Genomic DNA, 19280 nt, shown 5'->3' with positions numbered 1-19280 from the left:
TCCCTTATTCGGCTGCCACCAGTCTGTCCGCCGATAGAGGAGACGTCTGGAGCGACGGCAGCTCCGGCCGCGCCGCCAGCGCATCCCGTATGATCTTCTCGACCGCCTTGCGGCGTTCGCCCGACAGCGGCTGCCGCGGCATACGCACACGGTCATTGGTACCGATTGCCAGCACTTCGGCAAGCTTGATGTTCTGTACCAGATAGGTCGAGACGTCGAGGTCGAGCAGCGGCCGGAACCAGCGGTAGATGGCGAGCGCCTCCTCGCGGCGGCCCTGCTTCATCAATTGGAAGATGGCGACGGTCTCGCGCGGGAAGGCGGTGACCAGACCGGCCACCCAGCCGATGGCGCCGACCGACAGCGCCTCGAAGGCGAGATTGTCGACGCCGGTGAACAGATCGTAGCGGTCGCCAAGCCGGTTGATGATCTCGGTCGAGCGCCTGATGTCGTCGGAGGACTCCTTGATGGCGACGAAGCGCTCGTCCGACGCCAGCTCCTCCATCTGGTCCACGGTGACGTCGACGCGATAGGCGAGCCGGTTGGAGTAGATCATGACCGGCAGGTCGCCGGCCTCGGCGACCGCGCGCAGCGCCGCGACGGTCTCCTCCGCATTGGTGTGGTAGATCGGGCTCGGCACCACCATCAGGCCATTGGCGCCTTCGCTGGCGGCGCGCTTGGCGATAGCGGCGGCCTCTCGGGTGCCCGCCTCATTGACCGTCAGCAGCACCGGCTTCTTGCCGGCGACTTTCTGCGCGGTCTTCAGCACTTCGATCTTCTCGTCGGGCGACAGCATCGGCCCTTCGCCGAGCGAGCCGCAGACGATGACGCCGTCGCAACCGGCCTCCATCTGCAAGCCGAAGCAGCGCTCCATTTCCGCATGGTCGAGCCGGTCGTCGGTGGTGAATTTGGTCGTGACGGCAGGGAAAACTCCGGTCCACATAATCGCGTCTCCATCTGATATATCAGCCGTATATCTGTTAAGAAAGTCGCTGTCAATGCGGAATCCGTTATGATATATTCAAAATATATCAGGAGATCGCCTTTGATATCCATGGATGTAACCATGACGTCCGAGCCGGCGGCGGCCAAGGCCTACCGCGTGCTCGAGCATATGATCGTCACGCTGGAACTGGCGCCGTCGAGCTTTGTCACCGAGGGGGCGCTTATCGAGAAGCTGGACCTCGGCCGCACGCCGGTGCGCGAGGCGATCCAGCGGCTGGCCTGGGAGGGGCTGCTTGATGTCAGGCCGCGCGCCGGCATCGCGATCGCGCCACTGCATCCCGGCGACTGGCTGCGCGTGCTCGACGCCCGGCGCGGTGTCGAGGTGGTGCTGGCCCGCTCGGCCGCCCGCTTCGTCACCCGCGAGGCCGCCGACCTGTTCCACGAGGCGGCGCTTGCCATGCAGAAGGCAGTCATCTCGGGCAATGTGCTTGCCTTCATCCAGGCCGACAAGGCGCTGGACGAGGCCCTGGCGCTGGCCGCCGACAACCCCTTCGCCGCGCGTCTGGCCGCGCCCCTGCAAACCCACAGCCGCCGCTTCTGGTTCCGCTACAAGGCCGATACCGGCCTGGCCGAGTCAGCCGAGCATCATGTCGCGCTGATCCGCTCGATCCTCGACGGCGACGAGGAGGCAGCCGCCAAGGATGCCAAGCGGCTGATGGCTCTGCTGCGTGGCCATGCCGAGGTCGCCGCGACACGCTGAACGGGCGATCAGATCCCTTGCGCGGCGGCAATGGCGGTATTCTCCCATCCCTCACCGGTCGCGAAGATGCAGCTTCGGCCCTGCACGTCGGTCACCAGCATGGACCAGGTCCCGCTTGCCGAGACATAGATCTCGACAATGGCGGATTGCCCGACCACACCGTAGCCGATCTGCTTTTGTTGAAAGGCCTTCGCCAGTCCCGCGACGAGGTCGTTGTGGCCGCCGCAGATAAATTGCGCCTGCGCCGACAGCGTCGACAGCGCCAGCGCGGCGCCGATCACGGCTATCCTGATCCATCGAAACGAAAATCTGTGTGCCATTTGGCACCTCCTTCGCCTTGGCGTTCCGGCAAAGGGAGGCACATGGGGCAGCCTCAATACATCGGAACGCTCCAGGCCGGGTTCGACGTCTTCATCACGTCACTCCTTCTGGTTTCCGGTCTGTCGTCAGGGAATCTATCGCATTCCCTGGATTCGATATGGTGAGGCCCCAATCTGAAAACAAGCCACGCTCCGACCGCCGCAAGAAGGTCTCCCATCACGGCGCAATCAACTTGCTGGCCTGTCGAGGTGGCCGCGAACGCGCCGGGTCGCTCAAGCGCCCGGCAGGACCGCCTTCATCGTTGCGCTGTCCCAGCCTTCACCGACGGACAGGATGCAACTCTGGCCCTTTGTATCGGAGGCCAGCACGGTCCAGCTGCCTTGCTCGGACACAAAGACCTCGAGGACCACGTTGGGATTGATCAGGCCACGTCCGGCCTCGCTCTCATGGAACTTCTCGCCGAGCGCCTTGACGATGTCGACGCGCGCGGCGCATTGCCCGCCTGTACTGGCCGGGGTGGCGCCTGCACATAGTGCGATCACGGTAAGGGAAGTTGCCGCCATAAGATGTAGTGTCATCCGACACCTCCTTGCGCCAGACGAGAACCCCGGCTGCTGTCGGCGCGCCATTTAGTTGTTAGTTGCCTGCAAGCTCCGCAGGGATACGGGCTAAGGCGGATGATGCCCTGTTGGTTCCATCACCTCGGCGTTTTGGCGATCGAAATGCGAAAGGCCCGGCGTATGCCGGGCCTTTGTTCGATCTGCGTTGGATCAGTTCATCGTCGGAATAACGAATTCCGCGCCGTGCTTGATGCCGGCCCGCGCGCCCGCAACCGAAGGCAAGGACGCGCAAGCACGAAAACCGTCCGGTCAGTTCATCGTCGGAATGACGAATTCCGCGCCGTCCTTGATGCCGGACGGCCAGCGCGAGGTCACCGTCTTGGTCTTGGTGTAGAAGCGGAAGGCGTCCGGACCGTGCTGGTTGAGGTCGCCGAAGGAAGACGCCTTCCAGCCGCCGAACGTGTAATAGGCGATCGGCACCGGGATCGGCACGTTGACGCCGACCATGCCGACCTGCACGCGGCTTGCGAAGTCACGCGCGGCGTCCCCGTCGCGGGTGAAGATGGCGACGCCATTGCCCATTTCGTGCTCGTTGGCGAGCTTGATCGCGCTCTCGTAGGTCGGTGCGCGCACCACCGAGAGCACCGGCCCGAAGATCTCTTCCTTGTAGATGCGCATGTCCGGCGTGACATTGTCGAACAGGCAGCCGCCCATATAGTAGCCGTCCTCATAGCCTTGCATCTTGAAGCCGCGGCCGTCGACGACGAGCGTGGCGCCTTCCTTGACGCCGGTGTCGACATAGCCCTTCACGCGCTCCAGTGCCTGCGCCGTCACCAGCGGGCCGAAATCGGCGGCCGAATCCGTCGACGGGCCGACCTTCAGGCTCTCTACGCGCGGGATCAGCTTTTCCATCAGCCGGTTGGCGGTGTCGTTGCCGACCGGCACGGCCACCGAGATCGCCATGCAGCGCTCGCCGGCCGAGCCGTAGCCGGCGCCGATCAGCGCGTCGACGGTCTGGTCCATGTCGGCGTCGGGCATGATGATCATGTGGTTCTTGGCGCCGCCGAAGCACTGCACGCGCTTGCCGGCCGCGGTGCCACGCGAATAGATGTAATGGGCGATCGGCGTGGAGCCGACAAAGCCGACGGCCTTGATGTCGGGATCGTCGAGGATGGCGTCGACGACTTCCTTGTCGCCGTTGACGACGTTGAGGATGCCCGCCGGCAGGCCGGCCTCGAGGAACAGTTCGGCGATGCGGATCGGCACGCCCGGGTCGCGCTCCGACGGCTTCAGGATGAAGGCATTGCCGCAGGCGATCGCCGGCGCGATCTTCCACAGCGGGATCATCGCCGGGAAATTGAACGGGGTGATGCCGGCGACGACGCCGAGCGGCTGGCGCATCGAATAGACGTCGATGCCGGGGCCGGCGCCATCGGTGAATTCACCCTTCATCATATGCGGCGCGCCGATGCAGACCTCGACCACTTCGAGGCCGCGCTGGATGTCGCCCTTGGCGTCGGCGATGGTCTTGCCGTGCTCGCGCGCCAGTATGTCGGCCAGTTCGTCATAGTCGCGGGCGACCAGTTCGAGGAATTTCATCAGCACGCGCACGCGGCGCTGCGGGTTGGTGGCGGCCCATTTCGGCTGCGCCGCCTTGGCGTTCTCGACCGCCGCGCGCAGTTCCGCCTGCGAGGCCAGCGCCACCGTGCCGCGTACGGAGCCGTCCATGGGCTGCATGACGTCCTGCTTGCGGCCGCTGGTCCCGGCCACACGCTTGCCGCCGATGAAATGACCGTATTCGATCATGATATCTCTCCCTTGTTTGTGATTGGCGCATTGTCCGCCTTTGCGGTGGCGATGGCAACGCGAGGAAGAACGCAACCGTTGTGCAGCAAATAGATAACGATTGACGGGCGAGCATCAATTCTCGCAAATGGAGGACCGCAAAGATATCTCCTGGGGATTCCCATGAACTGGGATGACGTCCGCATCTTCCTCGCCGTGGCACGCGCCGGCCAGATCCTTGGCGCCGCCAAGCGACTGGAGCTGAACCACGCCACCGTCTCGCGCCGCATCGCCGCGCTCGAAGACGCATTGCGCACAAAGCTCTTCCGCCGTCTGACCACCGGCAGCGAACTGACGCCGGCAGGCGAGCGCTTCCTCGACATTGCCGAGCGCATGGAGGGCGACATGATCGCCGCGCGCTCGACCATATCAGGCGAAGGCGACGACATCTCCGGCACCGTGCGCATCGGCGCGCCGGACGGCTTCGGCGTCGCCTTTTTGGCCAGGCGTCTCGGCGAACTGACCGCGCTGCATCGCGAACTGACGATCCAGCTCGTGCCGGTGCCGCGCTCCTTCTCGCTGTCGCGGCGCGAGGCCGACATCGCCATCACCGTCGAGCGGCCGACCGAGGGCCGACTGGTGGCGGGAAAGCTGGTCGATTATTCGCTCGGCCTGTTTGCCTCGCGCGCCTATGCCGATGCGAATGGCCTGCCCAAAACCGCAGCCGAACTCGCCCGGCACACGCTCATCGGCTATGTGCCGGATCTCATCGTCAGCCCTTCGCTCGACTACGCGGCCGAATTCAGCACGGACTGGCGCACCAGTTTCGCCATCTCCTCGGCACTCGGCCAGGCCGAGGCGGTGCGCTCGGGCGCCGGCATCGGCATCCTGCACACCTTCGTCGCGCGCTCGATGCCCGAGCTGGTGACCGTCGATGTGGTGGCACCCATCCGCCGCGCCTACTGGCTGGTCTATCACGAATCGGTCAGGCCGCTGCGCCGCATCCAGATCGTCGCCGGCTTCATCACCAAGGCGGTGGAGCGGGAGAGAAACCTTTTCCTGTAGAAAGCACCGTCAGAGGCGCCTGGCAGGTAGACCGCAAGACACGCCGCCTTTTCCTTGCCACAAAACCGGCCAGTGTGGCATCAGGCGTGCGGTCGCCGGGCAGGCCGCCGGTGGGGAATCGTTCAGAAAGCTGGCGCGGAAAAAATGCGAGCCGTTCTTGCCATCCTGCCGCTGGTTTTCGTTTCGGCCTGCGCCAATCCGTGGACAAAAGTGCCGGAAGCCGAATTGCCCAAGCCCATCCGCAACGCCATGGCGCGCCCCTCGCCTTTCGTCTTCGGCAATTACTGCGGCCCTGGTACCCGCACCGGCGATCTGTCGGCGCGGCCGGTCGACCGCCTCGACGCGGTGTGCCAGACCCACGACGCCTGCTACATCGCCCGCCACAATCATTGCGATTGCGATGGCGCGCTTGTCGCCTCCGCCAGGGCAATCCGCGATGACAAGACGGCGCCACGCAAGATGCGCGGCGAGGCGGAATTGCTGATCGCTACCTTCGCCATCCCCGTCTGCAAGGTATTTCCGCAGGGCTTCATGCCACCCCGCGACCCGGCGCAGTTGCGTGCCATGAAGGCCGGAGCCACCGGGTGAATCGCCACGCATTCATCATCCTTGCCCTCGTCGGGCTGACCGCCCTTGCCGGTTGTGCCGGCACTGGCCGCAATGCCTGCGATCTCCTGTCGGGAGAGGCCTGTGCGCGGCCGTCTCTGTCGGCCGACACGCCCGGGCCGCAGGTCGCGGCGTCGCAGTTTTTTGGCGATGCCGGCGCCAGCGACTACGAGAGGCGGTTTCTGGCGCTGCTCGCCCACAATCAGCTCGGCGCCATGGACCGCGCCAACGGCACCGGCCCGTTCGGGCGCAACCGCCGCGATGTCCAGAACAGCGATTTCCAGGCGACCTATTCGACGTTGCAGCAACTGGCCGGACCGCTCGCCAGGGCGCATCTGCCGCCGGCCAATGGCGGCATCGGCGAGGGTCATTTCGAGGGACGCTGGCGGGTGTCGCGGCAGGCGCTCTACATCGATGCGGCGGCGCGGCCCTCGGCCCCCAAGAGTTTCGATTTCTCCGGCCTGCAGGCGCGCAGCACCGAGATCGCCGTGCGCCAGGCCGGTGAGCAGCCGGCCGAGATCGAGGCCACCTGCGACGGTCCTCTGGCGATCCGCGCCGCCGGCGCCTCGCGCACCATCGCCGCCGGCGCGGCATTTCGCTTTCGCCTGGCGGGCGAGGACGACACGGTCAGCCTGTTTCCCAGTGACAGCCTGAACCGCTGCACGGCAAGGATCCGCTCCAGCCTTGTCCCGGCCGGGGCGCCGCTCACCATCCGGCGCGAAGAGACCGCCGATGCGGCTCTCGCCAGCTTCGACAGCCGCTATGAGCGTTGCCCGGTCCCCGACAGCGCCGGCCTCGACGCGCTCGAGCGCGTCTTTTATGCCAGCCGGTGGCTGTCGCAGACCTGCGCCCTGCCGATCGGCGAGCCTGGGCTGCTGCGCAAGTCGCGCGACGGCTTCAACGCCAAGGTCGAGGCGCTGATGGGCGCAACGCTGTCCGACGCGGCAATAGACAAGGGCGACCCGGAGCTGCCGCTTGATTTCTCCAGGGCGCCAACGCTGAAGCTGATCTATCTGTCCTCGCTGGAGTTCAAGGCGGACTTTTCCGGCCGCATCATCGAGCGGCTGATCCGCCATCATGCCGCCCTTGGCACCAAGGTGCGCATTCTGGTCACCGACGTGCTGGAGCGTGAAAAGGACGACGCCATGCTGCACCGGCTGGCGGCGGAGTTCCCCAATGTCGAATTGCAGGAATACCGCTGGCGCGCCGATCACGGCGCGCCGATCGACGAGCAGATCTCACAGCTGCACAAGACCCATCATATCAAGATGCTGGCGACGCTGGCGCTGGACCCCGCGCGCTCGCGCGTCATCATCGGCGGCCGCAACATCCATGACGGCTTCCTGTTCCATAGTCCGATCGACCTGTCGCGCTATCCGGACCTGCAGCAATACGGCAAGACCGACGGCTTTTCGTTGAACTACTATTCGAACTGGAGCGACTTCGACATCGAGTTCGCCGGCAGGGCGACGGTCGAGACGCTCGCCGCGCATCTGTCGACAATATGGTTGCGCGACGCCGACACCAATCTGGCCCGCCCCTTCTCTATCCCCGTCCGTGGAGATGGCCGCCCCCGGGGCAATGCCCGGCATTTCATTTCGGTGCCCTATGAGGACGGCCATGCACTGGAGGACTATTTCGTCGAACTGGTCGACGCCGCCCGGCAGCATATCCAGATCGTCAACCCCTACCTCAATCTGACGCCGAGCCTCGCCCGGGCCTTTGACCGGGCGCTCGCCCGCGGCGTCAGGATCGACGTTGTCGGCCGCATCGACCTCAAGGGCGACATCGGCGGCAAGTTCCTCACCGCGCTCAACAAGCTGTTCGTCGAGAAATATGGCGACCGCATCAACATCCGCGAGTTCAAGGCGCCCGACGTGGTGCTGCATTCCAAGATCATGATGATCGACGAAAGGCTGGTCGCCATTTCCTCGGTCAACCTCAACAACCGCAGCTTCTTCCACGATTCAGAGAACGGCATGATGGTGCTCGATCCCGCCTTCTACGTCAGGATGAAGCCGATCTATGACGACTATTTCGCCCACTCGAATCCGGTTTCCAGCAACGTGACGATCCCGTGGGCCTACCGGCTGCTGTTCGACGAGGCCTGGGTCAGGCAGGCGTTCTGATGCGGGATCGTCCGGCCGCGCTTTATTGGGAACGCTGGTGCCTTCTAGCGCTTCACAGGCCCGCGACGTTCTGCGGAATGAACCGATAGTGGATCAAGTCCATGACGAGAGCCTCGATCTGGGTCCGATTGCGGTAGCCGTGGCGGCGGTCAGCAGGGAACCGTAGCGACTGCCCCTCCCTGAGCTCTCTCCACTCTTCCCCGACCAGCAATTCGACCGTGCCGCGCTGGACGGTCACATGCTCCACGACTCCAACGTCATGCGGTTCCGATATACTCTCAAAACCGGGAGCGAAGGCCAGTTCGTAGAGTTCAAATCCGAACCGAGCCTCATAAGGGAACAACAAGGCGCGCTGCATTCCTTCCGGCGCCGGACGCACCCGCAGATTCGCGGCGTCACGAAAGAGCAGCACATCGCCTTCTTCTCGGGCCGGCTCGAGCAGGGCGGTCATCGGAACTTGCAGGCCCGTCGCGATCTTCCAAAGCGTCGCAACGGTCGGCGTGGATTCGCCGCGTTCGATCTGGCCCAGCATTGCCTTGCTCACGCCGGTCTGCCCCGCGGTCTGATCAAGGCTCCATCCAAGCTCGTGCCTGATCGACTTCAGCAGCTTCCCCGTTTCGACAGGACTTATGGGCTTCATTTAAGACTGACCTCGCATTTGTGCGCTATAGCGCACAGCCGCTTCATGCGCTATAACGCACACCTTGCGCTGCACCAATACAATATCAAAGGACTATTCCATGAGATCTGTCGCCGAAAGATCCGCGGCATTCCCTGACGTCCAGCAACCAGGCACAAGGCTCGACCTCGACCGCATTCTGGCAGCTAGGGAGAAAATTTCATCGGTGTTTCGCGACACGCCCCAATTTGCTTGTCCTGCGCTTGGCGACGTTCTGGGCTGCGAAATCATCATCAAGCTTGAGACGGCAAACCCGATCCGATGCTTCAAGGGCCGTGGCACCGAGGTCGTCATGTCCGGTCTGGCAAGCAGCCCAGGCCGCAAGACCGCGGTCTGCGCCAGCGCCGGCAATCTCGGGCAGGCGCTCGCGCATAGCGGCCGAGCGCGCGGACTTGGCGTCACTGTTGTTGCGGCGACGAGCGCCAATCCCGCTAAGATCGATAGCATTCGTCGGCTCGGGGCCGCCGTCGAACTGGTCGAAGGCGACATCGAAGAGGCGCGACAGCGCGCCCGCGAGATCGCGGCCGGCGACAAGGCCTTGCTCGTTGAGGACAGCGAAAACCTCGACACCTGCGAAGGAGCGGCCACCATCGGGTTGGAACTCATGGAAGGGGGCGATCGCATCGACACGATCCTGCTCGCACTCGGCGGCGGCGCTCTGGCCACCGGCGTCGGCCACGTCGTCAAGAGCTTTTCGCCGACAACGGAGGTGGTGTGCATCCAACCCAGCGGAGCACCCGCCCTGGCTCTGTCCTGGCGGGCGCGATCGGTCGTCACCACGGAACGCACCGACACGATCGCCGACGGCGTCGCTGGCCGTTTCCCGATCGCGGCGGTCCTTGAGGACCTGCTCGCCGTCGCCGATCACGTGCCGCTCGTCGAGGAAGCGAGCATCAAGGCGGGCATGCGCTTGCTGCATAAGCACGCCGGCCTTGTGGTCGAGCCCTCGGCGGCTCTCGGCATCGCGGCCATCCTGGAAGACGCCTCGCATTACCGCGGCAAGCGTGTGGTGACGGTGATATGCGGGTCGAATGTGCCGCCCAAAGCGTTTTCGGAGTGGATAAAAGACAGGCCATAGAGCGACTGCCGCAGGTGGCCGTGAACGTCTCGCCGTATATCGAATGATCAAGGTCCGCTCGGCCTTGGCGTGCTTGCCGCACCTTTCTTGTTTCGCCCGCTATTTCAGGTAGCGCTCCTGCGCCAGCGCTCGGGCATCGATGTCGGGCACCTTGTTCGACATGATGTCGGCCAGCACCTTTGCCGAGCCGCAGGCCATGGTCCAGCCGAGCGTGCCGTGGCCGGTGTTGAGGAAGAGATTGGAGAGCTCGGTGCGGCCGATCAGCGGCGGCCCGTCTGGCGTCATCGGCCGCAGGCCGCACCAGAAGGTCGCCTCGCGCATGGCGCCGGCGCCCGGGAAGAGATCGCCGACCGAATGTTCGAGCGTGCGCCGCCGCGATTCGTGCAGCCTGAGATCGAAGCCTGAAATCTCGGCCGTGCCGCCGACGCGGATGCGGTCGCCCAGCCGGGTGATCGCCACCTTGTAGGTTTCGTCCATCACGGTCGACACCGGTGCCAGGGCGGCATCCTTGACCGGCACAGTGATCGAATAGCCCTTGACCGGATAGACCGGGATAGACCGTTTTATCCGGCGCATGAAGCCGGCAGAGTAGCTGCCCAGCGCCATCACATAGGCTTCGGAAGCCTTAAAACCCTTGCTGGTGCTGAGGTTGGCAATGCGGTTGCGGCTGCGCAGGACACGCCAGATCGTCGTGTCGTATTCGAACTTGACGCCACGCGCCACGCAGAGCTCGGCCAGTTTCTCGGTGAACATCTTGCAGTCGCCGGTCTCGTCATGCGGCAGCCTCAGCCCGCCGACGAATTTCTCGCGCACACCTGCCAGCGCCGGCTCCGCCGCGATGCAGCCGTCCTGGTCGAGGACCTCGTAGGGCACGCCATATTTCTTCAGCACATCGACATCGCCACCGGTACCGTCGAGCTGCTTTTGCGTACGAAACAATTGCAGCGTGCCCTGGGTGCGCTCGTCATAGCTGATGCCGGTCGCCTCGCGCAGCGCCTTCAGCGTGTCGCGGCTGTATTCGGCCAGCGGCACCATGCGCGATTTATTGATGGCATAGCGCTCGGCGGTGCAGTTGCGCAGCATCTTGACCAGCCAGGTCCACATATGCGGATCGAAGGCCGGCCGCACCACCAGCGGGCCATGCTTCATCAACAGCCATTTGATTGCCTTGAGTGGAATGCCGGGCCCGGCCCAGGGCGAGGCATAGCCGGGCGAAATCTCGCCGGCATTGGCAAAGCTGGTTTCCAGCGCCGGGCCTTTCTGGCGGTCGAGCACCGTCACCTCGTGGCCGGCCTCGGCAAGATAATAGGCCGTGGTCACCCCGATGACGCCGCCGCCCAGCACCATGATCTGCATCGTTCACTCCTTGCCGCGCCGCGCATCCTCAGGACGCCCGTGGACGCGACCGCATTTTCTCGATTTGCGCATGATCCCAAATGAAAATCGATGTCGATTTTCGAGAACCATACGCTGTTGCCCATTCACGCCGCCGAGGGACCGGGGTCGTCGTCTTCTGTCTGCCGCATTCCGGCCGTCTCGCCAAGAGGCCGCCAATCGTCTGCGGCGCTGTGGACGAGAGTGAGCCGCTGCGGTCGCCGCCCGTCGGCCCGGTCTTTCTGCCTGACCGCGCGCCGGGCAGCTTCCGGCTGGTAAAGCACGGCCTTGATCAGGATCGACTCCCGCCGGCCGTCGGCGTGCTCGATCAAATCCGTTTGGCCCTGCGCCATGCCAAGCATGCAGAGTCCACGCCTGGTTGCCACCGACAGGCTGGAGCCGACCGGTCCGCGCACCTCGTTCTGCACTAGGGTGCGCGTCTCGGGGTGACCGGCATCGATGCTGAACACCACCCTGCTGTTCAGCGTGACGATATCGGGGCCGACCGCATCGATCGGCACGATATCGGCGCTTGAAAGCTTGTGTTCGAGCATGTGAACGATCGGATCCGCGAATGCTCGCCGGCGCGCCAGCATGACTTCGAGGACGGCGCAATCCTTCGTCGTCAGACAGCAATTCGTGCTCTTCATCACCGCTTCCACGATTAGCGCCGCTGTGGGCCGGAGGCCGGCGTGTCGACCGCTTCGACAGTCACCGACAGTTCACGGCCGCCACGGCTGCTCCAGCACACCGCCTGCCCGATCGCCGCCCCGATGAGCGCCGTTCCCATCGGCGTCAGCACCGAGATCCTGTTTTCGGCAATGTCGGCCTCGCCGGGATAGACCAACATGATGCGCTGGGTGTCTCCGCCTTCGCCGCGGACCGTCACGATCGAACCCATGCGCACCACGTCGGCCGGCATCGCCGCTGCCTCCGTGATGACGGCGCGGTCCATTTCGAAGAGCAGCTCCTCGGCCGTCTCGGGAGCACGGTCGAGCAAGGCTCTCGCCAGGCCGGTCAACCTGTCATGGTCGGTGTCGCTGATCAGAATTCGGCTCGATGGACGCGGTCCTGTTGCATGTTGCATGGCAAACCTCATGGATCGGCGCATCGAATGGATGCGCGCTTGCCACCGCACTGGTGGCGGCGTGATGAAGGGCCGGCAGCCGCGAAGGGCTGTACGGCGTGATGGCGGTTCTGGATGTTTGATGCCCCGATACGGACGGACGCCAGAAGGCGGCCGCGCCGGGGCTACGATCCCGCGATCGGGCAGACCCTGAACAAGGTTCTGGTGTAAGCGAGGTTGCTCATGCCCCGAACCTTGCCGACAGGCGCCCGCTTGTCAAGCGCGGCCAAACCGCTCAACCGCCGACATAGTGGCGGTGAAAGCGCGGGCCGAGGCTGGCCAGGATTTCATAGCCGATGGTGCCGGCGTGGCCGGCAGCATCGTCGACGCTCTGCCAGGGACCGAGCAGCTCGACCAGATCGCCCTCTCGCAGCCTGCCGGACGGCAGGGCGGATGTGTCGAGAATGATCGAATCCATCGACACGCGCCCGAGGAAAGGCAGGCGCACGCCCTGGAACCACGCCGCCGAAGCGGAGCGGCGCAGCCAACCATCCGCATAGCCGAACGAAATCGTCGCCAGGCTCAGCGGACCGTCCGCGTGATGGCTGTGGCCATAGCCGATGCCGGCGCCCTTTTCGACGCGGCGCGTCTGCGCCACCTTGGCCTGCAGCCGCACGACAGGCAGGGTCGGATTGGGTTCGCCGGGCGTCGGGTTGATGCCGTAGAGCGCCGCACCGGGACGGGCGAGGTCATGGTGATAAGACGGCCCGAGAAAGATGCCGGAAGAATTGGCGAGCGAGGCGGGCGCGCGGGGCAGCATGGCGCGCAGCCGTTCAAAGGCCAGCCTCTGCTGTTCGTTGGCGGGATGGCGCGGCTCGTCGGCGCAGGCCAGATGGCTCATCACATATCTGACATCGATGCCGTCGAACGCACTGCTATCCCCGCCCAGCGCCTCGACTTCGGCCGGCGCCATGCCGAGCCGCGACATGCCGCTGTCGACCTGGATGGCCACCGGGAGCCGGCGACCAGCGTCGTGCGCCGCCGCGCGCCAGGCCTTCAACTGCGCGCCGCTGTTGATGACCGCGCAAAGGCCGGCCGCCACCGCTTCCGGTTCGGAGCCTGGTGGCAGCCCGTTCAGCACGTAGATGTCCGGGCCGGCCCCGACCGCCTTGCGCAGCGCGATGCCTTCGGCCAGCAGCGCGACGAAGAAGATGTCGCAGCCTTCCCGGGTCAGGGCCGCCGCCACCTGGGCCGCGCCGAGGCCATAGCCATTGGCCTTGACCACGCCGGCGCAGGGCACGCCGCCCAGCAGCGCCTTCAGCCGCCGGTAGTTTTCACGGATCGCACCGAGATCGATCGTCAGGATCGCGCCAGCCGCCGCCTCGCTGACCGGCCAACCGGTGACGGTTTTCGCAGCAGTCGGGTTGACGGCGTCGTTCATGGCGACCTCATAGCACCGGCCATCAATACGACCCCGCTACCGGCGCGGCAACCTCGACGTGATCAATGCATGTCGCCCAAAAGTGGCCCCGGTTTTGGGAGAACGACATGCACAAAAAACAACGACCTAACGCGCCAGATGGCTGAACGCCGCCACCACGTCTTCATAGACCTTGCGCTTGAACGGCACGATCAGGTCGGGCAGGTCCTGCATCGGCCGCCACGACCATTTGTCGAATTCGGCGGTGTGGCCGCCCGGTGGCGGATTGATCTGGATCTCGCTGCTGTCGCCATGGAAGCGGAAGGCGAACCATTTCTGCGTTTGGCCGCGATACCGGCCCTTGAAAGCAATGCCGACGAGGTGGTCCGGCAGGTCGTAATTGATCCAGTCCGGCGCTTCGGCAAGCAGCGAGACGCTACGCATGCCGGTCTCCTCATAAAGCTCGCGCTCGGCCGCCTGCAGCGGCTCCTCGCCCTTGTCGATACCGCCCTGCGGCATCTGCCAGAGCTGCGTCGTGCCAGCGAATTCGCTGTCGGGTTCGGCAATGCGATGCCCGACCCAGACCAGACCCTCGCCATTGAGGATCATCAGCCCGACACAGGGGCGATAGGGCAGCGTTTCACGGTCGACCATTTTCGTCGTCGGCATCAGTCAGTCTCTCCAGCTATCTTGCGATGGCTAACCCTTTTGCGGATCGACCGCCACCGCTGAAATCGGCACGATCTCGATGCCGCGTTTCCTGGCCTCGGCAATCCAGGACGACACGGTGTCGACCGTCAGGTCGAAGGCCGAGCCGATGCCGACGGCAGTGCCCTTGGCCCGCGCTGTGGCTTCCAGACTGTCGAGTTTCTTCAGGATGGCACCGCGATCCTGCACCGCGTCGATCGCCGTATCGCCGGCGACGAAGGGCACGCCGTCCTTCAGCGCGAGGTCTGGCGCCAGGCTGCGCGCCGATGAGCCGTCGTCTATATAGGCAAGACCCCGTTTGCCGAGTTCGGCCATGAATGGCTCCATCGCCGCCGTGTCGGCCGAAAAACGCGCGCCCATATAGTTCATGACGCCGGTGTAGTTCGTCGTCCGCGACAGCGCCCAATGCAGATTCTTGAGGTTTTCTTCGGCGCTCCCCGCCACCGTCAGCGTGTTGCGGCCGGGGTTGACGTTGGGATAGTCGAACGGTTCGAGAGGCACCTGCATGACGATCTCGTGGCCGCCTTGCCGGGCGGCCTGCATCCAGCGGCCGATGCTGTTGCCTTGCGGCGCGAAGGCCAGCGTCACTTCCGCAGGCAGCTTGGCGATCGCAGCCTGGGTGCCGGTCTGCGAGACGGCTAACCCGCCGATGACGATCGCCACCCGCGCCCCGCGCGCGCCGGACCACGGCCGCGCATAGACATCGAACGGCCGCCTTCCATCGGCGGAGCGTATCGGCAGTGGTCCGGTGTCGCTGGCTTCGATCAGGGCCTTGTCGGGAAGATGCGCGATCTTCAGGTTCTGCCCAACGCTCGATGGATCACGGATGACGATGGCGGCCTGCGGAGGACCATCGCCCTGCTCCTTCTGCACATGGATGATCTGAGGACCACCGGTCTTGGACGGCGTTTCGACCTTTGGCGCCGCGACTGGGGCCAGAGCGGATGGCGCGGCGGCGGGCTCGGCCGCAGCCGTTACTTTCGGCGTCGAAACAGCGACCTCTTGCGGCCTGCGGAACGGCTTTTCCCTGAGCGCGATCGCGGCCGAGACGCCGACCAGCGCCAGCACGATAACGGTCGATGCGACCACGCCAGTGCTGCCTTTGCGGGCAGCGCGCGGCGCCCGGACGGTCTGTCCAAGCGGGCGTTCGATGTCCTTGCCGATATCAGCCAAGCCTGTCCCCGGGGCGCATGGTTGCGAAGGCGATCCCTTCGGTGACATGCGCGAATTCATCAAACCCTGGCGCCCCTGGCGCCGCATCCGGAGGCTTGATCTTGCCTCCCCGAATCAAACTGCCGGAACCTTTCGGTCCCGGCAGCATCGCATTGCTTGGTTCGGGCGGCCAGACCGGCCGACCATACCGTTACTGGTTGAGCACGGCCTTTTCCGGATTGGGCGGGAAGGCCGGATCGGTCTTCTCGCCGCGCAGCAGCTTCTCGGCAAAGATCAGCTGCAGATCGTCCTTCGGATCCGGCGGCACATAGGCTGCCGAGCCCGAGCCGGTCGCGCTCTCGTCGGCGCCCTTGATGTGGCCCTTGAGATCGGACTCGCCGCGCGTCAGGTCCCTGCCCTGCAGTTCCGGCGGCAGCGGCTGGTCGACCTTGATGTCGGGCGTGATGCCCTTGCCCTGGATCGACTTGCCCGACGGCGTGTAATAGAGCGCCGTCGTCAACCGCAGCGCGCCATTCTCGCCGAGCGGAATGATGGTCTGCACCGAACCCTTGCCGAAGGACTGCGTGCCCACCACTGTGACGCGGCGCAGATCCTGCAGCGCGCCGGCGACGATTTCGGACGCACTGGCCGAGCCGCCATTGACGAGCACGATCATCGGCTTGCCGTTGACGTCGTCGACCTGCTTCGGCTTGGCGTCGAAGCGGGTGACGTCCTTCGGATCGCGGCCGCGCGTCGAGACGATCTCGCCACGCTTCAGGAAGGCATCGGACACGCTCACCGCCTGGTCGAGCAAGCCACCCGGATTGAGGCGCAGGTCGAGCACATAGCCCTTGAGCTTGTCATCCGGCACCTGCTTCTTGATGGTGTCGATGGCGTTCTCGAGGTCGTCATAGGTCTTCTCGGTGAAGGAGGTGATCTTCATGTAGCCGATGTCGTTCTCGACCCGGAACTTGACCGCCTTGACTTTGATGATGTCGCGCACCACCGTCAGCTCGATCGGCTTGTCGGCGCCCTGGCGCAGGATGGTGAGTTTGATCGGCGTGTTGACCAGGCCGCGCATCTTCTCGACCGCGTCGTTGAGCGTCAGGCCGCGAACCTCTTCGCCGTCGATCTTGGCGATGTAGTCGCCGGCCAGCACGCCAGCCTTGGCGGCGGGCGTATCGTCGATCGGCGTGATCACCTTGACCAGGTCGTTCTCCATGGTGACTTCGATACCGAGGCCGCCGAACTCGCCCTTGGTCTGCACGCGCATGTCCTGCGCCTGTTCGGCATTCATGTAGGAGGAGTGCGGATCGAGAGAGGAAAGCATGCCGTTGATGGCGTTCTCGACCAGCGACTTGTCGTCGGGCGGCGTGACATATTGTGCCCGCACCCGCTCGAAGATGTCGCCGAAGATCGCCAGCTGCTTGTAGGTCTCCGATCCCGCAGCGTTCGCCGACGAGCCAGGAGCCCCATAGACAAGGCTCATGGCGGATGCGCCCATCAGCGCACCGGCAAACAGAAGCGACAGTTTCCGCATCATTTCACGTCCTTCCAGAAAAACGGTCCGCCCACCATGGGGCCGGATCGACGGGTTTTCCATCCTTGCGGAACTCGACATAGAGTTCCGGTGTGGCATTTCCATTCTTCGAAACCGAGGTGCTTGCCACCCGGGCCTCTCCCATCGCGCCGACCGGCTCTCCTGCGAGCACCGACTGGCCAGTCACGACGCTGATTCTGCTCATCCCCGCCAGAACGACATGATAGCCGTCGCCGGCATTGAGGATCAAGAGTTGACCATAAGAGCGAAACGGCCCCGCATAAAGCACATTCCCATCCGCCGGAGCCGTGACGATGGCTCCTGATTGTGTCGCAAGCATGTCACCAAGCATCACTGCGCCGTTACCGTCGTCCGCGCCAAACCGGCGTTTGATGCGGCCGGTGACCGGCAGCGCGATCGTCCCCTGCAGCGCCGAGAAGGGGGCCGTTGCGGTGAGCCGGTTGCCTTCGGGAACCGGCAGTGACGCCAGCGATGCGGTTTTGTCGCCGCCATCGTTTCCATCAGTGGTCTGAACGCCACCCGGCTGGCCCGCGGCGGCTGCCTTTGCGGCATCCGCGGCCTTGCGGGCCTTGTCGGCCTGCGCTTCGAGCGAGGCGATCAGGTCCTTCAGGCTGGAGGCCTTGGCCGCCAACTGCTCGGAACGCTGCTGTTCGGCCGCCAATTGCGCCTGCGTATCGGCCTCGAGCTTCTGCTTGGCTTCCAGCAGCATACCGAGCCGCTTCTTTTCCGCCACCTGCTCGCCGACGGCGTCCGTCAGCCGCGCCCGCTCGGCCTCGATCGAGGCCGTCACTCGGGTCTGCTCCTTGAGGTCGGCCAGCAGGCTGTCGGTCTGCTGGCGCAATTCCGGCACCACGGCGCCGAGCAGGATAGCGCTGCGCACCGACGACAGCGCGTCCTCCGGCTTGACCAGGATCGCCGGCGGCGGGTTGAGCCCCATGCGCTGCAGCGCGCCCAGCACTTCGGCCAGCACGTCGCGCCGCGCGATCAGCGAGGCGCGGATTTTCTGTTGCTGGTCCTTCAGCCCTTCCAGCTTGGCGCCGATGTCCTCGATGTCCTGGCCAAGTTTCTGCTCGGTCATCGCCGACTGGATCAGCGCGGCGGTGATCGAGGCATGGTCCTTCTTGACCGCGGCGATATCGGCGGCGAGCTTGGCAAGCCGTTCCGACGACAGCGTTATTTCCTTGGAAACCTGCTCATATTCGGCCCGGCTCTGGTCGGGATCGGGCGCCATGTCGAGCGTGTTCTCGGCTCGCGCCGCGTGGAACGACAAAAGGATCGCCGTCACCGCGATGCCGCAGCGCGCGCGCCAGGAGCCCCCTGTTGGGCTCGGTGTCGATTTCCAGCCTTCAGACATTCGCGATCTATACTATCCGCGGCTTCGTTAACGAATCATCAACCATGTTTGACGAGCCGGTCCCCGAATGGATGTTGCCCAAAGTGGTCCCCGTTTTGGGGTAACGGCGTGCATCAGAACGACAGATTTTGAGTCTGGCGCGGCATTGGGGCGGAAATCCGGGCAATGGGCGACGAATCACCGCTGGCGGCAACTCTAGCGGCAGGCTCACGCGCGATGATAGGGGTGGCCGGAGAGGATCGTCGCCACCCTGTAGAGCTGCTCCCCCAGCATCACCCGCACCAGCTGGTGCGGCCAGGTCAGCGCGCCGAACGACAGCACCAGATCGGCTTGGTCGCGCAGCGGCGGATCATGGCCGTCTGCGCCGCCTATGGCGAGCACCAGCGCCTTGCGCCCGCCATCGCGCAACTGTCCGATGCGATTGGCTAAATCCTGCGAGGAAAGGCTCTTGCCGCGCTCATCGAGCAGGATCAGCGCCGTGCCCGGCTGCAGCTGCGCCTGCAGTCGGGAGCCTTCGTCGCGCTGGCGCTCGATAGCGCTCTGCGACCGGCCCTCGGCGATCTCGACAATCCCGGCGAATTCGAGCCCGACCGCAGGCCCGCTCTTGGCGAAGCGCTCGAAATAGCGGTCGGCCAACTCCCGCTCGGGGCCGGCTTTCATTCGGCCCACGGCATGAACTGAAATCTTCATCCTCGCCTCTATAAGCCGCTAATGCATGTC

Annotated in this window: 19 protein-coding genes; 5 read left to right on the top strand and 14 right to left on the bottom strand. The window is 64.8% G+C overall.

Features of this window, described 5'->3' with window-relative positions; genetic code table 11:
- Positions 1-4: 4 nt before the first annotated feature.
- Positions 5-940, bottom strand: coding sequence for a dihydrodipicolinate synthase family protein (locus ACWGS8_RS01035; protein ID WP_454579207.1), 936 nt, complete (start codon positions 938-940; stop codon positions 5-7).
- A 123-nt stretch (positions 941-1063) separates the two neighbouring features.
- Between ACWGS8_RS01035 and ACWGS8_RS01030 the strand changes: the two genes are divergently transcribed.
- A complete protein-coding gene (locus ACWGS8_RS01030) occupies positions 1064-1702 on the top strand; it encodes a GntR family transcriptional regulator (protein WP_454579206.1) in 639 nt (212 codons plus the stop codon).
- A gap of 8 nt (positions 1703-1710) precedes the next feature.
- Here the strand turns inward: ACWGS8_RS01030 and ACWGS8_RS01025 are convergent, their stop codons facing one another.
- The 3 genes from ACWGS8_RS01025 to ACWGS8_RS01015 all read right to left on the bottom strand — a co-directional run bounded on the left by ACWGS8_RS01025 (position 1711) and on the right by ACWGS8_RS01015 (position 4389).
- Positions 1711-1983 (bottom strand): hypothetical protein, encoded by a 273-nt coding sequence (locus ACWGS8_RS01025; protein ID WP_454579205.1) that lies wholly within the window; start codon positions 1981-1983, stop codon positions 1711-1713.
- A gap of 312 nt (positions 1984-2295) precedes the next feature.
- Positions 2296-2601, bottom strand: coding sequence for a hypothetical protein (locus tag ACWGS8_RS01020; protein WP_454579204.1), 306 nt, complete (start codon positions 2599-2601; stop codon positions 2296-2298).
- A gap of 291 nt (positions 2602-2892) precedes the next feature.
- On the bottom strand, positions 2893-4389 hold the full coding sequence (locus ACWGS8_RS01015) for a CoA-acylating methylmalonate-semialdehyde dehydrogenase (RefSeq protein WP_454579203.1): 1497 nt from the start codon (positions 4387-4389) through the stop codon (positions 2893-2895).
- Positions 4390-4551: 162 nt separating this feature from the next.
- Between ACWGS8_RS01015 and ACWGS8_RS01010 the strand changes: the two genes are divergently transcribed.
- The 3 genes from ACWGS8_RS01010 to ACWGS8_RS01000 all read left to right on the top strand — a co-directional run bounded on the left by ACWGS8_RS01010 (position 4552) and on the right by ACWGS8_RS01000 (position 8168).
- Positions 4552-5433 carry a LysR family transcriptional regulator gene (locus tag ACWGS8_RS01010; protein ID WP_454579202.1) on the top strand — a complete coding sequence of 294 codons (882 nt, stop codon included), beginning with the start codon at positions 4552-4554 and terminating at the stop codon, positions 5431-5433.
- A gap of 144 nt (positions 5434-5577) precedes the next feature.
- A complete protein-coding gene (locus ACWGS8_RS01005) occupies positions 5578-6021 on the top strand; it encodes a hypothetical protein (RefSeq protein WP_454579201.1) in 444 nt (147 codons plus the stop codon).
- Positions 6018-8168 carry a phospholipase D-like domain-containing protein gene (locus ACWGS8_RS01000; RefSeq protein WP_454579200.1) on the top strand — a complete coding sequence of 717 codons (2151 nt, stop codon included), beginning with the start codon at positions 6018-6020 and terminating at the stop codon, positions 8166-8168. Before ACWGS8_RS01005 ends, ACWGS8_RS01000 begins: the two co-directional genes overlap by 4 nt.
- Before the next feature lie 52 nt (positions 8169-8220).
- Here ACWGS8_RS01000 and ACWGS8_RS00995 read toward each other — a convergent pair whose 3' ends face one another.
- Positions 8221-8808, bottom strand: coding sequence for a helix-turn-helix domain-containing protein (locus ACWGS8_RS00995; protein WP_454579199.1), 588 nt, complete (start codon positions 8806-8808; stop codon positions 8221-8223).
- Between the two features lie 100 nt (positions 8809-8908).
- Here ACWGS8_RS00995 and ACWGS8_RS00990 point away from each other — a divergent pair, with 100 nt between their 5' ends.
- On the top strand, positions 8909-9925 hold the full coding sequence (locus tag ACWGS8_RS00990; protein WP_454579198.1) for a threonine ammonia-lyase: 1017 nt from the start codon (positions 8909-8911) through the stop codon (positions 9923-9925).
- 99 nt (positions 9926-10024) lie between these two features.
- Here the strand turns inward: ACWGS8_RS00990 and ACWGS8_RS00985 are convergent, their stop codons facing one another.
- From ACWGS8_RS00985 to rlmH, 9 genes are all read right to left on the bottom strand, one after another.
- Positions 10025-11281 (bottom strand): D-amino acid dehydrogenase, encoded by a 1257-nt coding sequence (locus ACWGS8_RS00985; protein WP_454579197.1) that lies wholly within the window; start codon positions 11279-11281, stop codon positions 10025-10027.
- Positions 11282-11406: 125 nt separating this feature from the next.
- Complete coding sequence (locus tag ACWGS8_RS00980) at positions 11407-11961, bottom strand: nucleoside-diphosphate kinase (protein WP_454579196.1); 555 nt, start codon at positions 11959-11961, stop codon at positions 11407-11409.
- A 2-nt stretch (positions 11962-11963) separates the two neighbouring features.
- A complete protein-coding gene (rnk, locus tag ACWGS8_RS00975) occupies positions 11964-12386 on the bottom strand; it encodes a nucleoside diphosphate kinase regulator (RefSeq protein ID WP_454579195.1) in 423 nt (140 codons plus the stop codon).
- 274 nt (positions 12387-12660) lie between these two features.
- Complete coding sequence (alr, locus tag ACWGS8_RS00970) at positions 12661-13806, bottom strand: alanine racemase (protein ID WP_454579194.1); 1146 nt, start codon at positions 13804-13806, stop codon at positions 12661-12663.
- A 126-nt stretch (positions 13807-13932) separates the two neighbouring features.
- Positions 13933-14454 carry an RNA pyrophosphohydrolase gene (locus ACWGS8_RS00965; RefSeq protein WP_454579193.1) on the bottom strand — a complete coding sequence of 174 codons (522 nt, stop codon included), beginning with the start codon at positions 14452-14454 and terminating at the stop codon, positions 13933-13935.
- Positions 14455-14484: 30 nt separating this feature from the next.
- Positions 14485-15666: a divergent polysaccharide deacetylase family protein gene (locus tag ACWGS8_RS00960; protein ID WP_454579192.1), complete on the bottom strand. Its 1182-nt coding sequence runs from the start codon at positions 15664-15666 to the stop codon at positions 14485-14487.
- 190 nt (positions 15667-15856) lie between these two features.
- A complete protein-coding gene (locus tag ACWGS8_RS00955) occupies positions 15857-17188 on the bottom strand; it encodes a S41 family peptidase (RefSeq protein ID WP_454579191.1) in 1332 nt (443 codons plus the stop codon).
- Between the two features lies 1 nt (position 17189).
- Entirely contained in the window at positions 17190-18560 is a 1371-nt protein-coding gene (locus tag ACWGS8_RS00950; protein ID WP_454579190.1) for a murein hydrolase activator EnvC family protein, read from the bottom strand.
- A gap of 207 nt (positions 18561-18767) precedes the next feature.
- Positions 18768-19250 (bottom strand): 23S rRNA (pseudouridine(1915)-N(3))-methyltransferase RlmH, encoded by a 483-nt coding sequence (gene rlmH, locus ACWGS8_RS00945; RefSeq protein WP_454579189.1) that lies wholly within the window; start codon positions 19248-19250, stop codon positions 18768-18770.
- Between the last annotated feature and the right edge of the window lie 30 nt (positions 19251-19280).

It is taken from the genome of Mesorhizobium sp. 43Arga (genome assembly GCF_053714255.1).
Note: the sequence above shows the minus strand (reverse complement) of the source record. Positions and strands in the feature narration are given on the sequence as shown.